This window comes from Chitinophagales bacterium, assembly GCA_019694975.1.
Classification (GTDB): domain Bacteria; phylum Bacteroidota; class Bacteroidia; order Chitinophagales; family UBA10324; genus JACCZZ01.
On the sequence record JAIBAY010000006.1, the window covers coordinates 192331 to 212806 of the forward strand.

Consider the following 20476-nt stretch of genomic DNA (forward strand, 5'->3'; position numbering starts at 1 on the left):
TTGTGATGATTTCAATCAGCAATTTTAATGATCACATTGCCGGTTTTTTGTCCCGTTGCAACATAATGATAAGCCTTAACAATTTCATCTAATGAATAATACCGGTCGATGACAGGTTTGAACCGACCGTTGCGCGCGAGTTCCCCGAGGTATTCAACGTCTTGTTTATTGATGGAAGGTATAGGAAACAAAACTTTTTTTCCGCCCATATACGGTGTTGTGAGCGATAAAAAGACATTTGCCGAATGTCTTCCGAGTTCTGTTGAGATATAGATTCCTTTCTGCTTCAGTAATTTTTTGCATTGCCGGAACGAACTTTTGCCCACAGCATCCAGGATAAAATCGAACTGTTGTCCCGTTTTTGTAAAGTCTTCCGTCTCGTAATCCAAAACGAGGTCAGCACCGAGTGATTTTATCAGTGCCACATTCCGTGTGTTGCAAACGGCTGTCACATGAACGCCCATGCTTTTTAACAGCTGTACGGCAGCGGAACCAATTGCTCCTGTTGCACCGTAAACCATTACCTGCTGACCGCTTGTTACGCGTGCGGCCCTGATATCACAGAGCGCATAATGTGCTCCTTCCGTAAGGGCAGCCGCTTCATAAAAGTTCAGGTTGCCCGGTATGCTTGTGATGGCGCCTTTCGCTGCCATAACCAGGTACTCGCCATGTCCGCCGCAGGTTTTATCATTAAATCCAAAAACTTTGTCACCGCTTTGAAATGCAGTAACCTGCCTGCCTGTCTCTTCCACTATACCGGCGAATTCGCAACCGAGTACATGATGCACCGGTTTCAGCAGGCCCGTCCAGAACCTGGAGATAAAATATTCGGCGCTGCGAAAGCCGGCATCAGTCCTGTTTACTGTAGAAGCGATAACCTTCACCAGCACCTCATCCTCTTTGGCAACCGGCCGTGCAATCTCCATTAGTTGTACAACCTCCGGTGGCCCGTATTTATAATAGACCGCTGCTTTCATGTATCATGTTTTGAAAATTTATAATGACTTGTTTTGCGATGCTTCCCATACCGGTGCATGATTAAACAAATCTAAGAAAAGCAAATTCCTGCCGTCGCAGTTGGTGTGTTGTCGAATATGATATGACTGGACATTTTAGTTTTATTTAATTTGATGCAGGAAAAAGGGAATATGTCATGCAGATAGAATGAGATTAATTTTGCTTTCGGCATTTCACATTCTTTCAAAAAACGAAGAACAAGTTTATCGAAAGTCCTATAGCACAGTATTGTGTGCGGTTATTCTGTGATGATTAACTTTTGTGTAGCAATTGTTTTGTTTTCCTCTGTCAACCGGGCCACATAAAGGCCGGATGCAAGCGTGCCGCGCGGGAAAACAACCGACGGCCCATCGATGTTTTCTATTTGGGTGACCATCTGCCCGAAAATATTGTTAACGGTGAGAGTTGCATTTATCAATGTTTTATCCGATTGCAAAACTGTCTGCGTGGAAAAGGGATTGGGAGAAAAAATGACGGACGTATTCGTGTTTGGCGCAGTGACGCCAGTTGTTGCCAAGCAGGTGTCGTAGGTAAGCAGTGTCACCTGTGTCAGCAATGACGAAAACGGAACGGCTGCACAGATATAGGAAAGATAGATCTGATCTTTCCACACCCCGAGTCCCCAGGTGCCGGTTTCATTTCCTGTTCCGCCATAAGCATTGCATGAGTCTGGCGAAGCCGGATTAGAAACATCAATTACATGCATGTCACTTTTTCCCGTTGAAAGAAAGACACGCCGGCAATTTTTCTCAAAATGAATTTCGTTTGCGTGAATGTTACATCCAAACCAGTTTGTATTGGGGGCATTGTAAGGATTCCACCAGCCTGTCATTTGAATGTTGCCTGTGTCGGAAATATTCAGCACTTCCATTCCCGCGTAATCAACGGCAACATAAGCAAGCGTGTCATCCAGCACAATATTGTTATACGCTTTCGGGTGATCGAACGGCAGGTACATGGCAGGGTTGCACCAGTGTCCTGTTTCTACGGGAGCAAGTTTATTGGTGCAATTGATGATCCGGATGCCACCAGCGTCGTAACAAAGATACACGATGCCGTTCCTCACTTCCATACCACGGGCATTGTAATGCCCAGCATTGGGGTTTGGAACGGGTGGGTAATCGATTGCCGGAATAAATTGTGAAACAAACTGGATATCACTTTTGTCGGCAACATCCAGGATGATGAGTCCGCTTTGCATTGCTCCCAGGTAGGCAAGGTTGCCTTCTACCCTCACTATACCGCCGCTGCTGTTGGCGTCCGGAGCAATGTAGTAGTCTGTAACAACCGGAGCAGCAGGGGTAGTTACATCTACTATCGCCATGCCTCCACCGGCGGGATTGACAAAAGAATTCCCGATGGCGAGATAAAGATAGTTTCCGTATTGCGAAACACTCATTACATCCAGCATATCGAAAAGCGTTGTTGCAACCGTCGCGACCAGTGAGGGGGCGGTGATGACGGAAATGTCATATACCTTCAGCCCGGCTTCTTTATTGGCTACATACAAGTAGGGATGATCGTTTTGATCATGAATCATCGTCATCATCATCTGGCTGCAATTGGAAACGATGTCAGCCTTGTGCGTAATGTTTAATGAGCTGCACGATGGTTGCGCAATCGTATTGGCAGATGAAAAAACTATTGTAAGGAATGCCGTGATGATGGTGGATTTTTTCATGGTCGACATGTTAATTTTGAAAATGCGCAGGGCCTCCTGTTTGGCTGGCAGTTTGCAGCTGAACACAATGAAATCCATTGTATGGCAGGAAGCGCAACAGCGACTAACCTGGTATTGCCGGGTTCAAAAAGTAAACCCGGATTTTAAGATTCTTTCAGTATTGACGTGTAGCTCAATATCCAGAAATATTTCAAATTAATGAATTGAATGTTTGTGGCGATGCCGGATAGTTTCCGGCGTAAGAAGGTTTCCGTTGCAAAATTTTTCAGCACAAAGTGCGTCGTTCCGTTTTCAAGTTTTCTGGTTTGAAAACTGTTGCCGTTTTCATCTGTGCCGGTAACGGGATGATTGCTGCCTGCTACAAAATTGTTATCCATAAAAACAATCGTCCCGCCCGGCTGTACAAAATGGCTGACAATGTCCAGAAATTTGTCGAGCGTCTGCAACGGTATATGACTCCAGATAAAACCGCCAAACAAGCTGTCATATTCGTGGCTGGCTTTGAAACTGAAAATGTCCGCAATCCCGAAAGCTACCTCCGTATTTAATAAAGCTTTTTGTTGTGCTATATCAATCATTGTTTTGTTGATGTCCGTTGCCAAAACAGACTTCGCATTTTTGCAGATTCTTTCCGTCCAGTAACCAGTGCCGCAAGCGATTTCCAGAACCGTTTTGCCGGCGAACAACGTTTGCAGAATGACCGTTGCACGCTGAAGGTCGCCTTGCCGGTCAGGTTTTGCGTAAATCCTTTCGTATTCCCGTGCCCTTTCTTTATAATACGTGACCAGATCGGTATTCATCCGCTGATGATTTTTTTTAGTAGAGTTTATTTCTTCCTCGATTGTCGCAACTGTTCATTTGTACTTTTCATTTAAACGGAGCCGCTTTATCTTCTTTGTTCCATCTTCTCTGGCAAACACAATTGCGCTGAAGTTATGCAGGTTTCTTATTTCAGGGTTGAATAATAATTAGAATTCAATGTGCCGAAAATATAAATTCTATGACAACAGTAACTTGTGTTCCGTAAGCCATGTTGTCAACAACTACATGGTTGGTTTTTCAGATATGAATATCAGGATGTTTTATCGGGATGTTTGCAGCATATGCTGCGCCTGATGATGGAAGGAACCCTATGTATGTAATATTGCTGGAGTATGTTGTTCGTAATCGGATGATTGCACCGATGGGGAGGATTACAGCAAGTTATTTTTCATAGATGGAATTTCATTTCATCTTCACCACTACTTTTCCTTTTGCACGGCCGGTTTCTACATAAGCCAATGCTTCATTGGTTTGTTCAAACGGAAATACCTTGTCGACAACGGGCGAGATAACACCTGCGTTTATGAGAGTAGTAATTTCACTCAACTGGTTGCCGTCTGCGCTCATAAAAAGAAACGAGAAATTGACGTTTAATTTCTTCGCCTTTCTCTTTACACCCGCACTCAATATTTTAGTGAGGAATTGCAGGTGCCATGCTAAGTTTAATTTTCCGGCAAACTCAGGTGTTGGCGGGCCGGTCAGTGAAATGACGGTGCCGCCCGGCTTTAATATGCGTAAAGATTGCTCAAGAATTTTTGATTCACGGTTGCTGTGCAGCACGATATCATAATCTTTCAACCTGGTTGCAAAGTCTTCATTCTTGTAATCAATAATTACATCAGCGCCCAGTTGCTTAACCATATCAATATTATTGGTGCTGGTTGTGGTGGCAACGGTAGCGCCTGCATGTTTTGCGAATTGAATGGCAAATGTTCCTACGCCGCCTGAACCTGCCTGGATGAAAACTTTTTGCCCCTTTTTCAGTTTTCCGATCTCAATCAAGGCCTGCCATACCGTTAAGCCAACCAACGGAATGGATGCCGCTTCTTCCATGGAGATATTTTTTGGTTTCAGGGCTAAATCGTTTTCAGGGATGGCAATATATTCGGCAAAAGTGCCAATATGAAAGTTGGAAGGCCTTGCATAAACCTCATCGCCAACCTTAAATTTTTTTACACCTGAGCCAACCTGTGTAATAACTCCGGCAACATCGTGTCCTAAAACAAATGGCGGTTTGTAGGGAAGAAAAATTTTGAATTCGCCTTTCTTTATCAACGAGTCCAGTAAATTTATTCCGGCAGCATGTACCTCAACCAATACTTCATTGTCTTTGGCCACCGGTACCGGTATGTCAGCGAGTTTTAGTTTTTCTTTATCGCTGTATTTTGTAACAGTGAATGCTTTCATCTTTTAAGTGCTTTTTATTTAATGAATAATTTTACCGTCTTCAACAAATGTTATGGTTTCCTGTATTTCGTATGCATGAATTGCTGAGCAAAACAGTGATAGTCTGTCAGCTGATTTTTTGATTTCATCTCCAGTGAAAAATGCTGCCATGGCATTTGCATCAGCGAAACCTACCATGAGCGAGGCTTGAAACTGCACTTCTTTCGCATTGTCGTGAGCAACACCTGGTGTGTTCCATTGCTTTTCTTTCCAGGGCATATACACTTTGCTTCTTAACTCTTTCAGTACACCCATATTCGCTAAAGTGGGTGTGAGTTCTTCGGTTATATATTTTTTAAAATCATTTTCACTTACACCTTCTTTGATGCTGAAAAAAACAATGCTTCTTGCTTTAACGGCATCGCTGGGTGGTGCTGCTTCATACCATCGGGAAGCATTTCCCAGTGAGGCATATAGAATAGTGCGCCTGAAAATATTTACTTCATCTTTAGAGGCGAGTTTGTTTTGCTTTTTCCCTCTGAAAATGGAAAAGACATTTTTCAAAGTAACATCGGCTATGCCATCAATTTTTCGGCCGGATGGAATGATAGTTTCAACACCGTTAATGGGTTGCCATAGCCCGGTGTTATTTTCCGCTAAATGGATTTGCCTGTATTCCAGTAACCCTTTATTCGCTGAGATTATTTTTGAGTGCGGGCCTTTCCACCTGTCCATTCCTGCCTGACGAGGTGTATCTGTCCGCATCCAAAGCAATATGGACGAAGAGCTGTGTTTTTCTGATTTAACTTTGGTTTGAACCTTGATCGGAGAGGTAGTTTTGTTTTGTGCAAAAGCGGCGGTAAGCGAAAGCATACAGAGTGTTATGATAAATTTATTTTTCATGTTGATTTATCGATTTAAAAATTCAATGGCTTTGGGTATAAACTCTTCGTGGTATTGGAAAATACCACCATGCCCGGAGTCAGGGTAAATTTTTATTTGGGCGTTGGGAAATCTCTTAGCCATATCAAAAGATAATGGAGTTGGCACCATTCTGTCGGCATCTCCGTTGGCAATAAATACCGGCAGTTTGAACACACTTAAATCCATAGGGCTTTCATTTCCCCATTTTTTTATCGCATTCAATTGTTTTTTCAGCACATAAAGCGCTACGTTTTTATCACGGTTTTCTTTTCTCTCTTTTAAGCGATTTAGAAAATCTTTTGCTGCAGCTTTTCCGATTTTATTTTGATTAAAAAACAAATAGAACTTGGGATCTCTGAATGTAAATAGCCCCTTGAAAATATCACCATACGTTTTACCAGCCACATCGGGTATTCCTGTGCCACCTCTTGGTCCTGTGCCTGCAAGTATTGCTTTACGAACCAGCTGCGGTGCTGTTAAAAGTATTTCTTGTGTAATAAATCCACCCATAGAGAATGCTGCAATATCAACCTGTTTGAAGCCCAGGGCATGAATAAAAGCGATTCCGTCTTTTGCCATATCGGCAATACTTTCTCCCTGTTTGCCTGTTGTGGCGCCAACACCACGATAGTCAAATGAAATTATCTGACGATGTGCTGCAATGGCATCCATGATTCTCGGGTCGCAATTATCAAGGTTGGCCGTTAAGTGATTGAAATAAATAACCGGTATGTCACCCGTTTTGCCGTAAGAGCGATAGGCGAATTGAATACCGTTGGCTGCTACAAATTGAGTGGGAACTGTTGCATAAGTGTAGACCGCATCTGAAGCGCTGCCGTTTTGTGTAATTTTCATTTTTTGTATGATTGAGATTGTTGGAGGAAATGGATTTTTAGTTTTTATTTAATTGCTTAAGCACATTTTTTTCTAAAATCCCGTAGGCAAAGTGTTGCAGATTAAACAACACATTAGTACCCTTGCCAACCACATTCCTGAATTTAGGCCTGTCAGCCCTGACTACATTAAGTACTTTTTCCGCAACAATTGCAGGGTCTTCAGCACTATTGACTAAGCCGGTTGTGAATTTTTCAATCTTGCTTCTCAAAGAGTTGTAGTCGTCAATTTTATTTAACGGCGAAAAGGAGTTATCCATAATGCTTGTTTTGAAAGCAGAAGGCTGAATCATTGCAACACTTATATTGAACTCTGTCAGTTCATATCTTAATGCTTTGAAATAACCTTCCAAAGCATGTTTGGACGCTGCATAGTAAGCTGCATTGGGGAAGGATACCAACCCTACAATAGAACCTACTGTTATTATTTTACCGGACTTTTGTTTTCTGAAATGGGGCAAGACTGCATTTGTTACCTTGATCGTTCCCCAAAAATTTGTTTCAAACTGCTGCCTGCCTAACTCAACAGGTATTTCTTCTGCAATACCGGACACTAAAAAGCCGGCGTTATTGATGAGCATATCCAGCTGATTTATTTCCCTGAACAATCGCGCTGAAAAAGTGGCTAATGATTGTTCATCGTCCAGGTCCAATGCTATCATTTTAAAGGGAAACTTTGCGGCATACTTTGCTGGGTAGCGGCTTGTTCCGATAATACTGTATCCACTATCATGTAGTTTGGTTGCAATCAGTAAACCGAAGCCTGATGATGCGCCTGTTACTAAAATAGTTTGCTTCATGGTCTTTGTTATTAATGGGCTGTTTGTATCTTTGCTTGCAATATGCAAGTGCAAACATACAACAATACTTGCAAAAAGCAAGTGCAAACAAAAAAATATTTTTATGAGCAAGTTGAAAAAAAGATCGGAGTGCCCGTTAAGCTGCTCGCTGGATATCTGGGGAGATAAGTGGTCGCTGCTGATCATCAGGGACCTGATGTTTTACAATAAGTCAACTTATGGCGACTTTCTGAAATCGCAAGAAGGTATTGCTACGAATATTTTATCTGCCCGTTTGTCGGCACTGGAAGAAAATGGGATTATTGAAAAGGTGGAAAATCCCGGCACCAGGTCGAGGGTGTTTTATAAACTCACCCAAAAGGGAATTGAGTTGTTTCCCATTTTGGTGGAAGTGCATTTATGGGCTGAGAAATATTTAACAATTCCACAGGAAATAAAGCCAATCATAAAGGAAGCAAAAAGGGATAAGGAAGGATTTATCAGGTCTTCCATGAAAGCGCTGAAAAAAGTTTAAAAGCGGAGTATTCATGGCAGCGGAAATGAAGCGTTGGCAAACGGTACTTCATGCTTATTGCCTGTAGGGCACTTCTTCTATCATTGTCGTAAATTTTGTGATCAATGAATAGTATGCAAAGTTCCTGAAGTACAACTTTTTATAGCCCGCAGTAATGATATCAGCGGAAATACATTGATTGCCCTGCTGTTGAAATTTCACATAATCCTGGAAGATGCAATTTTAATGTCAGCATTTTTCCATGCAATATCAAAGCGGGCTTTGGTTTCATCGTATTTCATCTTATCCCCTGATTGTTCATACGCATTCATTAGTCCCTTTAAGGCCCATCCGTTTTCTCTGTAAGTTTTTAGATCATCATTGTAAACGGCAATGGCTTCCTGAAATTTTCCTGCCGCCACTAAAACAGCCCCTAAATGATGGCGGATGGAAAAAAACCAGTCAGGCGGCTCGTTGTAATTTAAAGCATCTTCAATGGCCACTGCTTCTTTTAAAAGTGCGATGGCGGATGCATAATTTTTTTCTTTCGCATTTATTTCTCCCTCCAGGGTTTTTGACGCAATCACGCAAAGATCATATACGCTGTTTATTCCCCATATCGTCAAATCCTTGATTGTTGTATCGCGCATGATTACTTCCATTGCTGCAAGCTGCTGCTTCGCATCCCCTGTTTTATTTTGCGAAAGCATTGCCATTCCCTGTGCGTAATGCCAGATCACTGACGGATACTTCAGCTCTTTTTCTGGCGGTGGTGATTGAAAAATATCGTTCCATAAACCAAGTTTTACTTCCACAAACCAGGGTATGGAATAATAATGCTGCAGCGTTGCCCAGGCCGGATCGAGCAATAATTTTTTATGCGAATGATCAGCAGTTGCATGCGCTCCTGTCATGGCAATTTTGCTTTCACCGCACAGCGTAGCACATGCTGAAATGAAATGAAAATTGTGCGGATAGTAGGCAAGCGGATATACTCCCTGTGCATGACAGGCTTCCACATACAAACTGTCGATCAGCACAGCTTTTTGATTGGCAATAACTCCATCGTGATAGTTTCCTGTTCGTATGTAAGTATGTGAGGGCATATGAAGAAGATGGCCTGATCCGGGAACCAGGTCACGCAACAGGTCGGCACTTGCCATTGCCATTTCGGCATGTTGCGACATTTCAGTTGCATGGATGTAAAAATGATTTGCTCCTGCATGTTTTGGTGCTGCCTGTAAACATTTTTCAAGTAAGTTTAAGATTTCCGGTGTCCAGGGCTGAATTGTTCCATCTTTTTTATAGAGATCCCAGGGATGCAGGTCCATTAGTGATTCAGCAAATAGCGCGGCAACCGTAACGTCATCGGGATATTTGGTATGAACCTTCCGCATGGCTGCTGCATAGGATGAATCAAGCAAAGGCCGGGCAATGGTGGTGTCGTTTGTATAGCGGTGCGATAATGCTTCAATCAGATCTTTTTCTTTCTGTGTGCTTGCAGCAGCAAATTTTTTTGCTTTTTGCATGGCATCGTACGCCCTTATAAAATTATCTTTCTCCATGCCTGCATTGTAATTCGGTCCTAATACGTAGGCGAATCCCCACCAGCTCATGGCACAGGTTGAATCCTGCCGTGCAGCTTCAAAAAACGAACGCCCTGCTTCGGCATGATTAAAAGCGAAAGACAGCATCATCCCCTGGTCAAAATACTTTTGTGCCGTTGCGTTATTGGTTGAAACAGGAAAATGTATTCCGTCCAACCCATCAAACAGTGGCGCTTTTTTTCCTGAAGCATACCATGCCTTATCCAATACTTCGGGAACGCAGCAACCATATAGCGTTGAGCTCGAATCCGGTTTAGCTGTTACCGTTTTCTTTTCTGCTTGCTGATTGCAGGAGCAGAGGACTGGAGCAAGCCAGAGTAAAACCAGAAGATGCCGCATGTAATTTGTTTTTTGTTATTGAACTAAGGTAAAGCAAATCGGATTCATGCATTAGTTCTTGAAATCAGCCGTCATTTCCGTATTGCTTTTAATAAAATTACCATGCAAGCCATTTGAATAAAAGCCGGGTAGCGATTACAAATGATCGCTTAACAAGTGTCGAACATAGCTTTTTTAATGTTGCTTCCGGTTGTTTTATGTCCGCTGCGGCGCATTGCTGCATTCCTTCATCGTTCCAGAAATGATATTAGCTTTTTTATTCATCGAAGCAATCATAAACACAGTTTTTTCATGCTGATTTTTAAGTGAATGTTATTCCAACTTCATCAGCACTTTTAGGCAAACCATCAGATCCTGTTATAGAATGCACAATCTAAGCGCACGCCACCCTAATTTACTTTTTCCCCCAATAATAAATATCTTGAACCCTTCAAAAGATGCATTACCGTTGCGGTATCTTTGCAGGATTAAAGCGTTTCACACAGCAGTCAGCCATGATGAAGTCATCGAAGCAGTATAGTTTTCACGTAAGGATGTATGGGGCATGAGTTCCGGACGCAGAGAGTATGTTATAGCCAAATGGGTCGACCCGGTTTTTCTCGACCTGTACAATTCCGCTAAGTTTGTCACACGCTTTTTTAAGGAGGTGTTTCAGCCGCCTTTTGAGTTCCGCGAAATCGTCAGGCAGTGTTTTGAGATCGGCTATAAGTCGCTGCCATTAACCACCTTAACCGGCTTCGTTACCGGCATCGTCTTCACCAATCAGTCGCGACCCTCGCTGGCTGAATTCGGTGCCGCCTCCTGGCTGCCTTCTTTGATAGCCATCGCCATCATCAGGGCATTGGCTCCCCTCGTCACCGCCCTGATAGCCGCCGGAAAGGTGGGCTCCAATATCGGTGCCGAGCTCGGTTCCATGAAGGTGAGCGAGCAGATTGACGCGATGGAAGTGTCGGCCGTGAACCCCTTTAAATTCCTGGTGGTGAGCAGGGTGCTGGCCACCACGCTCACGGTGCCGGTGCTGATGATCTACAGCGCTTTTGTAGGACTGATGGGCTCCTACCTCAATGTACACATGAATGAGCTCACGAGCTTCACTGCATTTTTTCAGTCAGCTTTTCAGCAGATCACCTTCCTCGATATCTTCTCTTCCCTGTTCAAGGCTATTGTGTACGGCTTTACCATCGGCATCGTGGCCTGCTACAAAGGATTTAATGCCACACAGGGAACACAGGGTGTCGGCAGGGCGGCCAATACTTCTGTCGTTATATCAATGTTCCTTATTTTTATTGAAGAAATACTGATCGTGCAGGTGATAACCTGGATGAGAATGAAGTAAGCGAAAAATGACGGTATGCGGAAAAAGAAAGAGGTCATAGATGAGCAGCAGGTGGTGATTTCACTGAAGGGAATATACAAGTCCTTCGGAGAGCTGCACGTGCTGAGCGATGTGAATCTCGATGTATACAAAGGCGAAAACGTGGTGGTCCTGGGCCGTTCTGGTACGGGCAAGTCAGTGCTGATAAAAATCATCTCCGGGCTGCTGAAACCTGACCGCGGCACGGTGAATGTGCTCGGCCTGCAGGTGAACGAGCTGAATGAAAAGCAGCTGCAGGCATTGCGGCTGAAGATCGGATTTTCATTCCAGGGCAGTGCTTTATACGACAGCATGACGGTACGGGAAAACCTTGAGTTTCCACTCGTGCGGAACCTGAGAAGCCTTAAGACGGCCGAAATCAATGATGCGGTGAATGAAGTACTGGAAGCTGTTGGCCTGCAGGATAAAATTGATCAGATGCCGGCTGACCTGTCAGGCGGACAAAGGAAGAGAATCGGCATAGCACGCACGCTGATCCTGAAACCGGAGATCATGCTCTATGATGAGCCGACCGCCGGGCTCGATCCCATCACTTGCATGGAAATAAATGAACTCATCAATGAAGTGCAGCATCGTTATCATACCAGTTCTATCATCATCACACACGACCTTACCTGTGCCAAAGCCACAGGCGACCGTATCGCCATGCTGATGGAAGGGCGGTTTTTAAGGGTCGGCAGTTTTGAAGATGTGTTTGAATCAGGCGATGAAAGGGTGAAAAGTTTTTTTGATTACAACTTTATACAATAACAATGGCTATCTCAAGCAACAGGCGTTCAATTGTAGTTGGCATCTTTATCCTGATCGGACTGGCATTCTTCATTACCGGCGTTCTGGCAATAGGCAGCCTGAATAAAAGCTTTATCAGGAAAGTGGAAATCACCACCGTGTTCGACGATGTCGGCGGACTGCAGCAGGGAAATAATATCTGGTTTTCCGGTGTGAAGATCGGCACCGTAAAGGACATGAGTTTCTTCGGCGAGTCGCAGGTGCTGGTGGTTATGAACATCGATCAGAAAGCACAACCCTTCATCCATAACAATGCGAAAGCCAAGATCAGCTCCGACGGTCTGATCGGGAACAAGATCATCGTCATATACGGTGGCAGCGCTGACAAGCCTGCGATAAAGGAAGGCGACCGGCTGGGTGTTGACAAGGCATATACTACGGAAGACATGTTCAACACGCTACAGGAAAATAACGTGAACATCCTGGCCATCACCACTGATTTCAAAGAGATCGGCAAGAAGATTATGAGCGGTGAAGGCACACTCGGGAAGTTGTTGGTTGATAAGACGCTGTACAATAACCTGGAAGCGACTACAAAAACATTAAGTGAAGCTGCGGAAAACGCGAAGCAGGTGTCTGCCGAAATAAAATCCTACACTACCAAACTGAATGAAGGCGACGGGCTGGCCAATGAACTTGTCACCGACACGATGGTCTTCAGCAAAATCAGGCAATCTGTTACACAGCTCAATCAGATTGTGAAAGATGCCAGTGCTGTAGTCAGCAGCCTCGAAGCATCGGTGAATGATCCTTCATCGCCGTTGGGTGTTATCATGACCGACGATTCCACGGCGCAAAGCATGAAGGCCACCATCAAAAACCTGGAAGAGGGTTCGGTGAAGCTGAATGAAGACCTGGAAGCCATGCAGCATAGCTTCCTGCTGCGCGGTTATTTTAAAGACCAGGAGAAGGAAAAGAAAAAGCAACAACAATAAGTAGCCGGGAAGCCTTCCTGTGCAGTATGTTCACGACTGTACGGCTGCTGATGAAAGTTGTCTTACTTGCAGTCATCGTCCGGTTTCAAAAATCGTCACACCACTTGCGCATACCTGCCCCTGTCAGCTAAAACATCCATCTATGATCACTGTAGCGGAAGCCGATACAATTGTACTCGCGCAAGTAAGAGATTTCGGTACGGAACGAATCGCTTTCACCGGGGCATTGGGCCGTGTATTGGCGGAAGACATTATCGCAGACCGTGACTTTCCGCCGTATGACAGGGTTACGATGGATGGCATTGCCGTACGGTATGCCGCTTGGAAAGCCGGTGTCCGCAGTTTCAGGATGGCAGGCACACAGGCAGCAGGTGATATACCCCTGACTATTCAATCGGAAGATGAATGTATAGAGATTATGACCGGCGCAGCGCTTGGTGCAACGGTTGACACTGTCATCCGCTATGAAGATCTTACGATGAAAGATGGCTTGGCTACGCTGCTCACGGAGCAGGTGATGGCTGCACAGAATATTCACTTCAAAGGCAAAGACAAGCGACAGGGCGAAGTGGTATGCAGTCGTGATCAACGGATCTCGCCGGCCATCATCAATATGGCTGCTGCTACCGGAAAAAATGAATTATTGGTGAAGAAGTTGCCACGCGTGGTGGTTATCTCTTCCGGCGATGAGCTTGTGGAAGTAACGGAAACGCCGGCGCCATTCCAGGTAAGGCGTTCCAATAATTATGCGGTGCAGGCCGTGCTGAAGCAGTTCGGACTGGATGCTGCGATGCTGCATATCCGTGATGACGCGGCTGTCTCGAAGGAAACCATCAGCGAGTGCCTCAGCGAGTATGATGTGATCATCATCAGCGGCGCCATTTCCGCAGGTAAATTTGATTATGTGCCGAAAGCACTTGAAGAGCTTTCGGTAAAAAAACTTTTCCATAAAGTGAAGCAAAGGCCCGGCGCACCTTTCTGGTTTGGCAAACATGACAACGGACTGCTTGTGTTTGCCCTGCCGGGAAATCCGGTCAGCACGTTTATGTGCCTGCACCGTTACTTTCTTCCCTGGCTGATGGCTTCATGGAATGTAGAACACGAAAATCATTATGCCATGCTCGCAGAAGATTTTGTTTTCACGCCGCAGCTGCAATATTTCCTGCAGGTGAAACTTAGGGTGAATGAGCAGGGACAATGGCTGGCAGATCCCACGATGGGAAACGGTTCGGGCGATTTTGCCAATCTCGTGGGCCGGAATGCTTTTATGGAACTTCCGCTCGAACGGAATAACTTTACGAAAGGTGAAGTGTACCGAGTATGGAGATATTGAATGCATGGATCCGCAGGTAGTAAAGGTTGGTTTTGATGTTGAGTATGTTGCTCACAAAATTCCCGTGTAAACATGATGAAAGATTTTACGCATTTGGATGAGGATGGAAAGGTGAAGATGGTGGATGTAGGGGAGAAGCAGGTCTCCCGCCGTGTTGCCGTGGCACAAAGCGTGGTTGTTTTACCGGCAGCTATTGCTGCAAAATTCAGCGATGGTGATATCCGGACAAAAAAAGGATCTGTTTTTCAAACAGCCATTCTCGCCGGCATCATGGCTGCCAAAAAAACAGCAGCGCTGATTCCTTTATGTCACCCGCTCAGCCTGGAAAATTGCAACATTACGATTCAGATGAGGAATACGAATGAACTTGTGATTGAATGTACAACAGCCATTACAGCCAAAACAGGTGTTGAAATGGAAGCGCTAACCGGCGCATCGGTGGCAGCACTTACGGTGTATGACATGTGTAAAGCGATGAGTCACCACATAGTGATTAAAGAAACAAAGTTGCTCAGTAAAACCGGTGGAAAAAATGATTTCTCAGCAGCATAAAAAACATGCGGATCTCCTGAAACCCGCGCTTGGCTTTTTCGCAAGAAATGAATGGGCCATCGTAGGTGCTCCGTGTGCCGATATCAAAATGCTGGCAGATGCAATCATCAGCAGCCTGTCGCCGCAATTTGCATGTGCCTATGTTGATGCGGACCATGCTAAAGAAGATGATGCGGTGACATTGCCTGGAAAGCTTGCCTCCGGCGCCGTGATGGAATACACGGACAAGATCAGCCATCATCAGTTCGAATTTAAAAAGACCTTGCATGCATTTCAGTTCCGGCAGCTGATGCATGATGCTGATATTGTTTTGGTAAACGGCAATCATCATCAGGCCAAAACGCAGGTGGTGGTGATACATCCGGCCAGGAAAGATTCGCTGCGAAAAAGAATACAGCAGCTTACCAATGTACAGCTGATTTTACTGGCCGGCGGTGCGGAAGATATTTTTGATTTCGTGAAGGAAGCCCTGCCAGGCGTGGAGAAGATTCCCGTTTACCGGATAACGGCGAAGGAAATGATCATCAGCTTCTTTCACGAAAAGATGAAGGCCGCCAAACCTGTGCTGAAAGGATTAGTGTTGGCAGGCGGTAAAAGCCTGCGGCTTGGCAGTGATAAGGGAAGAATCAGCTGGCACGGGAAAGAACAGCGGCTATTCATGGCGGAGTTGTTGCAGCAATGCTGTAAGGATGTTTTTATTTCCTGCCGGGAAGAGCAACAAGAGGAACTGCATTCGTCATTCAAAACAATCACCGATACCTTCCTTGGATTGGGGCCGTATGGCGCTATCCTCTCGGCCTTTCGCCAACAGCCTGATGCAGCGTGGCTGGTGGTTGCCTGTGACCTGCCCTTGCTCCACGAAGATGTCTTGCGTTTCCTCGTCGAGCATCGCAACACTGCCCGCATTGCCACTGCTTTCGAAAGCCCGCATGACGGATTACCGGAGCCGCTGATCGCGATCTGGGAACCGAAGAGTTATGCAGTGTTATTGTCATTTCTTGCACAGGGTTATTCCTGCCCAAGAAAGGTGCTGATCAACAGCGATGCTGCTGTCATCAAAGTACCTTCCGCCAATGCGTTGATGAATGTGAATACACAGGAAGATTTGATAAAAGCAAAGCAGCTATTACTAAACAACAGCTGAGCAATTTTCTTTTAAGCTGTGCCAGGCACTGACAGCGTCATCTTTGTATGGCCAATGATATCCGGATATTGATCTTGCTTTGATTGTTGAGATGATGGGAAGTAATAAGTATACTAACGCAACAGCATAGAAAAATTACAATTTGAAGGGTAACGATATTGATTGCCGATCTTATTTCACATGATTAACATCACGCAAAAAAAAATGAACACTTCCCTGGAAGCACTCCGTTACAGTTGCCAGCTATTGTTGCCGGATTTCGGGGAAGATAAGCAACGCCTGTTGCAAGAAGCGAAAGTGCTGATGATTGGTGCCGGCGGATTGGGTTGTCCTGCTGCACAGTATCTTGCTGCGGCCGGCGTGGGATGTATTACAATCGCTGACTTCGACACCGTTGCTATCAGCAACCTGCACCGTCAGATTCTGTTCACGCCGGAAGATGTGGGAAAGAATAAAGCAGCGATAGCGTGCAGCAAATTACAACAGCAAAATCCGCAGGTGATCCTGCATGCTTTTGCAGAAAAGGTGACCGCCGCCAATGTGATGAAGCTGATTGGTGATCATGACATCGTTGTGGATGGCACGGATAATTTTGAAACACGTTACCTGATTAATGATGCCTGCTTCCTGCTTGGCAAGCCATCGGTGTACGGCGCCATTTACCAGTACGAAGGACAGGTGGCCATCTGGAATGTCGCAAATGATGACGGAACACGTTCTCCCAACTACCGCGATGTTTTTCCCGATGTGAATGCTGCCCTGATTCCCAACTGTGCCGAAGGCGGCGTGATTCCTACGCTGGCCGGAATTATCGGTTGCATGCAGGCCAATGAGGTGATCAAACTCATCACGCAGACAGGCGAGCCGCTTACCGGTAAAATGCTGCTGCTGAATGCACAGTCATTGCAAAGCCGCATCATCAGCATAGGAAGAACAACCCATACGCTCATTAAACAGCTTCCCGAAACTATTCCGGTGGCGCTGATTACCGTGGAGGAGGTCATGCAGCATCTTGACGACCGGACATTTGAATTGATTGATGTGCGTTCAACAGCAGAGCGCAATACTTTTGATATCGGCGGCAAACATTTTCCGGGTGCCGAACTGGAAAGCAGGCTGCAAAGCATAAGTCATGATAAGCCCGTTGTTTTTTATTGTGCTTCCGGTAAACGCAGCGCAGAGGCGGTGAAGCTTTTCAAGAAACATTTTCCGGAAGCGAGCGCCTATTCGCTGGACGGAGGAATGAAGGAATGGAAGGAAAAACTATTCAGCCGCTGATCAACGATCAGCACTGATTCGGCGGAATGGCCACATCATCCGGTGTGAAAAAATCCCGCGGATCTTGCTCCCTCGCTTCCTTGCAGGGAAAATCCTTTTCGATGATGATGTCGAGGTTTTTGTTTTCATCCACCTGCATGGTATGATAAATTCCGACTTCGTTATTATTCATCCAGGTCAGTGCAATACCGTTCGGCACCATCACTTTAACGGACCGTTCTTCCACCATTGCGGAAACTTCCTGTTGGTCCTTTTCGATCCATAAACTGTAAGCGAAGGTGCCTTGCGGAAAAGGAATGATCTCAGTGATTACATTTTCATTGCGCAGCTTTTCCAGATCTGATTTTTTCAGGCGTAGCCGCAGAGAATTCCTGTCGAATCGTAGTTTCATGGCTGATCATCATTTGTTTTCAGCGCAATTCTTTCTGCGCCGCAGTAGATATTCATCCGGTCTTTTTTTAAGAAACCCACAACCGTCATATTAAAATCATCCGCCAGTTCAATCGCCAGGCTCGTCGGCGCGCCAATAGAACACAGTACAGGTATGCCGGCGGCCAGCGCTTTCTGCACCAGTTCATAACTCAGCCGCCCGCTAAAAACGGCCATCGTGTTGGTTAATGGAATAGATTGCTGTTTCAGCATGTAACCAATGAGTTTATCCATGGCATTATGGCGGCCGACATCTTCAAAACTTTTGAGCGGCTTGCCATCAAAGGAGAACAACGCTACGGCATGCGATCCGCCGGTTGTCGAAAACAGCCCTTGCCCGGATTGAATCATTTCCGGCAATCGGCTGATAATATTTTGCGGAATCGTTTCTCCGTTTACCATTGGAATGTAAGTGCCTTCATGTGACGATACATCGAAGGCACTGCTTCCGCAGAATCCGCAGGCTGAATTGGTGATGAATCGCTTTTTGGCGGAAAGGTCAACCTTCACATCAGCGGAAAGTTCCACCAGCAAAGCATTTTCCTGTAAAGCAGGATCATCAAAATGTCCGGTGAAGCGAATGGAAATAATATCTGCAAAGCGCTCAATAATGTGTTCGGCGAAAAGCCATCCCGTAACCATGTCAAAGTCATGGCCCGGCGTTCTCATGGTAACAGCGAGCAATTCCTTTTTACGATGTCCTGCGCTGCCATAAGCGATACTTATTTCGAGCGGCGCTTCTTTCACCACATCATCTGTCGTTTCCGTGCGGCTGCTTCCGGCAATTTTCATAACCGGGAATTGCTGAACTTCTTTCGGCAGTTTATTTTTTGATGCGTGAATCATAAAGAGGAAAGTTACGCGATATTACTTGTATGCAGATTATTCCAACGGAAGAGCGATGCTTTCCATCAGCCTTGCCACAGGATAACGCCGGAACGCTTTTTCATGATATCGGGAATGGGTATAGATGAAGTATAACTGTGCCTCCGCGCTCTTCGCGAATGCAGCATCGGCCTTCTTCCGTTCTTCCAGTGCCGCCTTCAGCAGCGAATCTTTTTGCAACAATGCGGCAGCCATGTCTTCGAAGACATAATCCGAGAAATATTCCTTTTCCATTAAGACAGCATCAAAGAAATTCCAGGCGAAATAAGAATCAACGCCCTGCGGCTCGAGCATTTCAACGATGTAACGGTTGGCGAACTGATCGGGAAAGAGCACGTAATCTCCCTTATAGTAAGCAAGCTGCTGCACTTCACTCCGTACTTTCACATTGGCATGAAGGTAATGCCCTTCGAAGGCACGGTCACCTGTTGTATAATCTTCAAGGTAATAGACATTCACACTAAGCAATGTATCTTTTGCCAGTCGCTTCATCAGCACACCGTTCCATGCCAGCCGGTCGGTTACCTTTTCCCATCCTTGCGGAATGATATATGCGTAAGGCGCAACGGCAATATCACCGGCGGCATAGTGATTGAAATACTTAATCTCTTTCTCGAATGGTTCAAGGGTATCATAGTAAAGTCTTTGCAGGCCGCTCACTTCACTCATTTTATGTTTTGCCGCATAGCCTTTGAAAGATAGGAGGTTGAATTTATTTTCATCGAGTGTCCAGTTCAGGGCAAATTCTTTTTGCAATGCAACCGCTTCATCGGCTTTCTTCTTATTAATGCCGATCTGTTCAAAGTCGCGGTTCACGATGTTGCCTACTTCTTCGAGCAGTCTGTAGGTGCTGCGCACTCTCGGCTCATAAGCTTTCAGCATATGTGTCTCAGGCATCATGCCGATACAGTTGAAGAGTGCTGCATAGCCGGTGGAGAAGCGTGGTGTTTCGAGAAATTGCACAATGCCCGAGTCAGGTGATTCACCCATACAATTTACATAAGGCGTCATTTCAAAGCCGGCCTTCTTCATGGCATTAAAAAGATCGGGCAACAGGGTTTTTTCCTGGTAAGCAGACAGCACAGGTTGCAGCTTATCGGGCTGCGTGGGAATCAATGTCATGGTATATTGATAATCGGCTCCGTTGCTGACATGTGTATCCACGAATATTTCCGGCTGCCATTCCCTGAAAATCTGCGTGAAGGATTGCGCTTCTTTCGAATCACATTTCACAAAGTCCCTGTTTAAATCGTAGTGCTGCGCGGTGCCGCGGAAACCATACTCCTCCGGCCCGTTTTGATTCACCCTGCTGAAAGAGGCGCGGTTGAGCATGCCACTTACGTTATACACCGGGATGATTATGATGACAACATGACCGAGTATTTTGTTCAAAGCCTCCTTCATCAATACATCCCTTGCGAACATCATGCTGGCATCAATACCATCCGGTTCGCCCGGGTGAATGCCGTTGTTGATCAGGTAAATCCTTTTATTGCTGCGGCGTATTTCTTCAGGAAGGAAAATTTTGTCTTTTGAGATAACAACAAGGTGCAATGGTTTCCCGACGCTTGTGTTGCCGTAGGTGAGCATTTTCACTTCTTCAAACTTATGATCGAGTTGTTGATACCAGGCAATGCATTCTTCATAAGTGCAGGTTTGGTTGCCGTTTCCTTTTTCAAAAGGAGTCAGCAATTCATGATCGGGCCGGGAAGGTTGAAGCATCAGCAAAAGATTGATGAAAAAAATAATCATGCAGCTAACTGCGTGGTAAAAGATCTATGATAAAAGGATGCT

The 20476-nt window shown here is 45.3% G+C and carries 19 protein-coding genes; 8 read left to right on the forward strand and 11 right to left on the reverse strand.

Going from position 1 to position 20476, the window contains the following annotated elements; all coding sequences use genetic code 11:
- Positions 1 to 11: 11 nt before the first annotated feature.
- The 7 genes from K1X61_12410 to K1X61_12440 all read right to left on the reverse strand — a co-directional run bounded on the left by K1X61_12410 (position 12) and on the right by K1X61_12440 (position 7634).
- The gene (locus tag K1X61_12410) at positions 12 to 977 is read right to left on the reverse strand and encodes an NAD(P)-dependent alcohol dehydrogenase (protein ID MBX7109444.1); all 966 of its coding nucleotides are present in this window, start codon (positions 975 to 977) and stop codon (positions 12 to 14) included.
- A 278-nt stretch (positions 978 to 1255) separates the two neighbouring features.
- Positions 1256 to 2698, reverse strand: coding sequence for a T9SS type A sorting domain-containing protein (locus K1X61_12415; protein MBX7109445.1), 1443 nt, complete (start codon positions 2696 to 2698; stop codon positions 1256 to 1258).
- 143 nt (positions 2699 to 2841) lie between these two features.
- Positions 2842 to 3498 (reverse strand): class I SAM-dependent methyltransferase, encoded by a 657-nt coding sequence (locus K1X61_12420; protein MBX7109446.1) that lies wholly within the window; start codon positions 3496 to 3498, stop codon positions 2842 to 2844.
- Positions 3499 to 3922: 424 nt separating this feature from the next.
- Entirely contained in the window at positions 3923 to 4927 is a 1005-nt protein-coding gene (locus K1X61_12425) for an NADP-dependent oxidoreductase (GenBank protein MBX7109447.1), read from the reverse strand.
- An 18-nt stretch (positions 4928 to 4945) separates the two neighbouring features.
- Positions 4946 to 5809: a hypothetical protein gene (locus K1X61_12430; protein ID MBX7109448.1), complete on the reverse strand. Its 864-nt coding sequence runs from the start codon at positions 5807 to 5809 to the stop codon at positions 4946 to 4948.
- Positions 5810 to 5815: 6 nt separating this feature from the next.
- Complete coding sequence (locus tag K1X61_12435; protein ID MBX7109449.1) at positions 5816 to 6685, reverse strand: alpha/beta hydrolase; 870 nt, start codon at positions 6683 to 6685, stop codon at positions 5816 to 5818.
- Between the two features lie 37 nt (positions 6686 to 6722).
- Positions 6723 to 7634: an SDR family NAD(P)-dependent oxidoreductase gene (locus K1X61_12440; protein ID MBX7109450.1), complete on the reverse strand. Its 912-nt coding sequence runs from the start codon at positions 7632 to 7634 to the stop codon at positions 6723 to 6725.
- Between K1X61_12440 and K1X61_12445 the strand changes: the two genes are divergently transcribed.
- The gene (locus tag K1X61_12445; GenBank protein ID MBX7109451.1) at positions 7627 to 8037 is read left to right on the forward strand and encodes a helix-turn-helix transcriptional regulator; all 411 of its coding nucleotides are present in this window, start codon (positions 7627 to 7629) and stop codon (positions 8035 to 8037) included. The two genes, K1X61_12440 and K1X61_12445, sit on opposite strands and share 8 nt — an antisense overlap.
- 197 nt (positions 8038 to 8234) lie before the next feature.
- On the opposite strand, the gene K1X61_12450 is transcribed toward K1X61_12445, so the two are convergent.
- Complete coding sequence (locus K1X61_12450; protein ID MBX7109452.1) at positions 8235 to 9962, reverse strand: hypothetical protein; 1728 nt, start codon at positions 9960 to 9962, stop codon at positions 8235 to 8237.
- Positions 9963 to 10506: 544 nt separating this feature from the next.
- On the opposite strand from K1X61_12450, the gene K1X61_12455 reads away from it, so the two are divergent.
- The 7 genes from K1X61_12455 (at position 10507) to K1X61_12485 (ending at position 17368) form a co-directional block, all read left to right on the forward strand.
- Positions 10507 to 11298: an ABC transporter permease gene (locus tag K1X61_12455; protein ID MBX7109453.1), complete on the forward strand. Its 792-nt coding sequence runs from the start codon at positions 10507 to 10509 to the stop codon at positions 11296 to 11298.
- A 15-nt stretch (positions 11299 to 11313) separates the two neighbouring features.
- Complete coding sequence (locus tag K1X61_12460) at positions 11314 to 12087, forward strand: ATP-binding cassette domain-containing protein (GenBank protein ID MBX7109454.1); 774 nt, start codon at positions 11314 to 11316, stop codon at positions 12085 to 12087.
- A gap of 2 nt (positions 12088 to 12089) precedes the next feature.
- Positions 12090 to 13061 carry an MlaD family protein gene (locus K1X61_12465; protein ID MBX7109455.1) on the forward strand — a complete coding sequence of 324 codons (972 nt, stop codon included), beginning with the start codon at positions 12090 to 12092 and terminating at the stop codon, positions 13059 to 13061.
- Between the two features lie 142 nt (positions 13062 to 13203).
- The gene (locus tag K1X61_12470; GenBank protein ID MBX7109456.1) at positions 13204 to 14394 is read left to right on the forward strand and encodes a molybdopterin molybdotransferase MoeA; all 1191 of its coding nucleotides are present in this window, start codon (positions 13204 to 13206) and stop codon (positions 14392 to 14394) included.
- A gap of 75 nt (positions 14395 to 14469) precedes the next feature.
- Positions 14470 to 14946, forward strand: a complete 477-nt coding sequence (gene moaC / locus K1X61_12475; GenBank protein MBX7109457.1) for a cyclic pyranopterin monophosphate synthase MoaC — start codon at positions 14470 to 14472, stop codon at positions 14944 to 14946.
- Positions 14927 to 16090, forward strand: coding sequence for an NTP transferase domain-containing protein (locus K1X61_12480; GenBank protein ID MBX7109458.1), 1164 nt, complete (start codon positions 14927 to 14929; stop codon positions 16088 to 16090). Before moaC ends, K1X61_12480 begins: the two co-directional genes overlap by 20 nt.
- Positions 16091 to 16294: 204 nt before the next feature.
- A complete protein-coding gene (locus K1X61_12485) occupies positions 16295 to 17368 on the forward strand; it encodes a HesA/MoeB/ThiF family protein (GenBank protein MBX7109459.1) in 1074 nt (357 codons plus the stop codon).
- A 7-nt stretch (positions 17369 to 17375) separates the two neighbouring features.
- On the opposite strand, the gene K1X61_12490 is transcribed toward K1X61_12485, so the two are convergent.
- From K1X61_12490 to K1X61_12500, 3 genes are all read right to left on the reverse strand, one after another.
- Positions 17376 to 17759 (reverse strand): hypothetical protein, encoded by a 384-nt coding sequence (locus K1X61_12490; protein MBX7109460.1) that lies wholly within the window; start codon positions 17757 to 17759, stop codon positions 17376 to 17378.
- A complete protein-coding gene (gene fdhD, locus K1X61_12495; protein ID MBX7109461.1) occupies positions 17756 to 18589 on the reverse strand; it encodes a formate dehydrogenase accessory sulfurtransferase FdhD in 834 nt (277 codons plus the stop codon). Before fdhD ends, K1X61_12490 begins: the two co-directional genes overlap by 4 nt.
- Before the next feature lie 90 nt (positions 18590 to 18679).
- Positions 18680 to 20404, reverse strand: coding sequence for a hypothetical protein (locus K1X61_12500; protein MBX7109462.1), 1725 nt, complete (start codon positions 20402 to 20404; stop codon positions 18680 to 18682).
- Positions 20405 to 20476 lie beyond the last annotated feature (72 nt).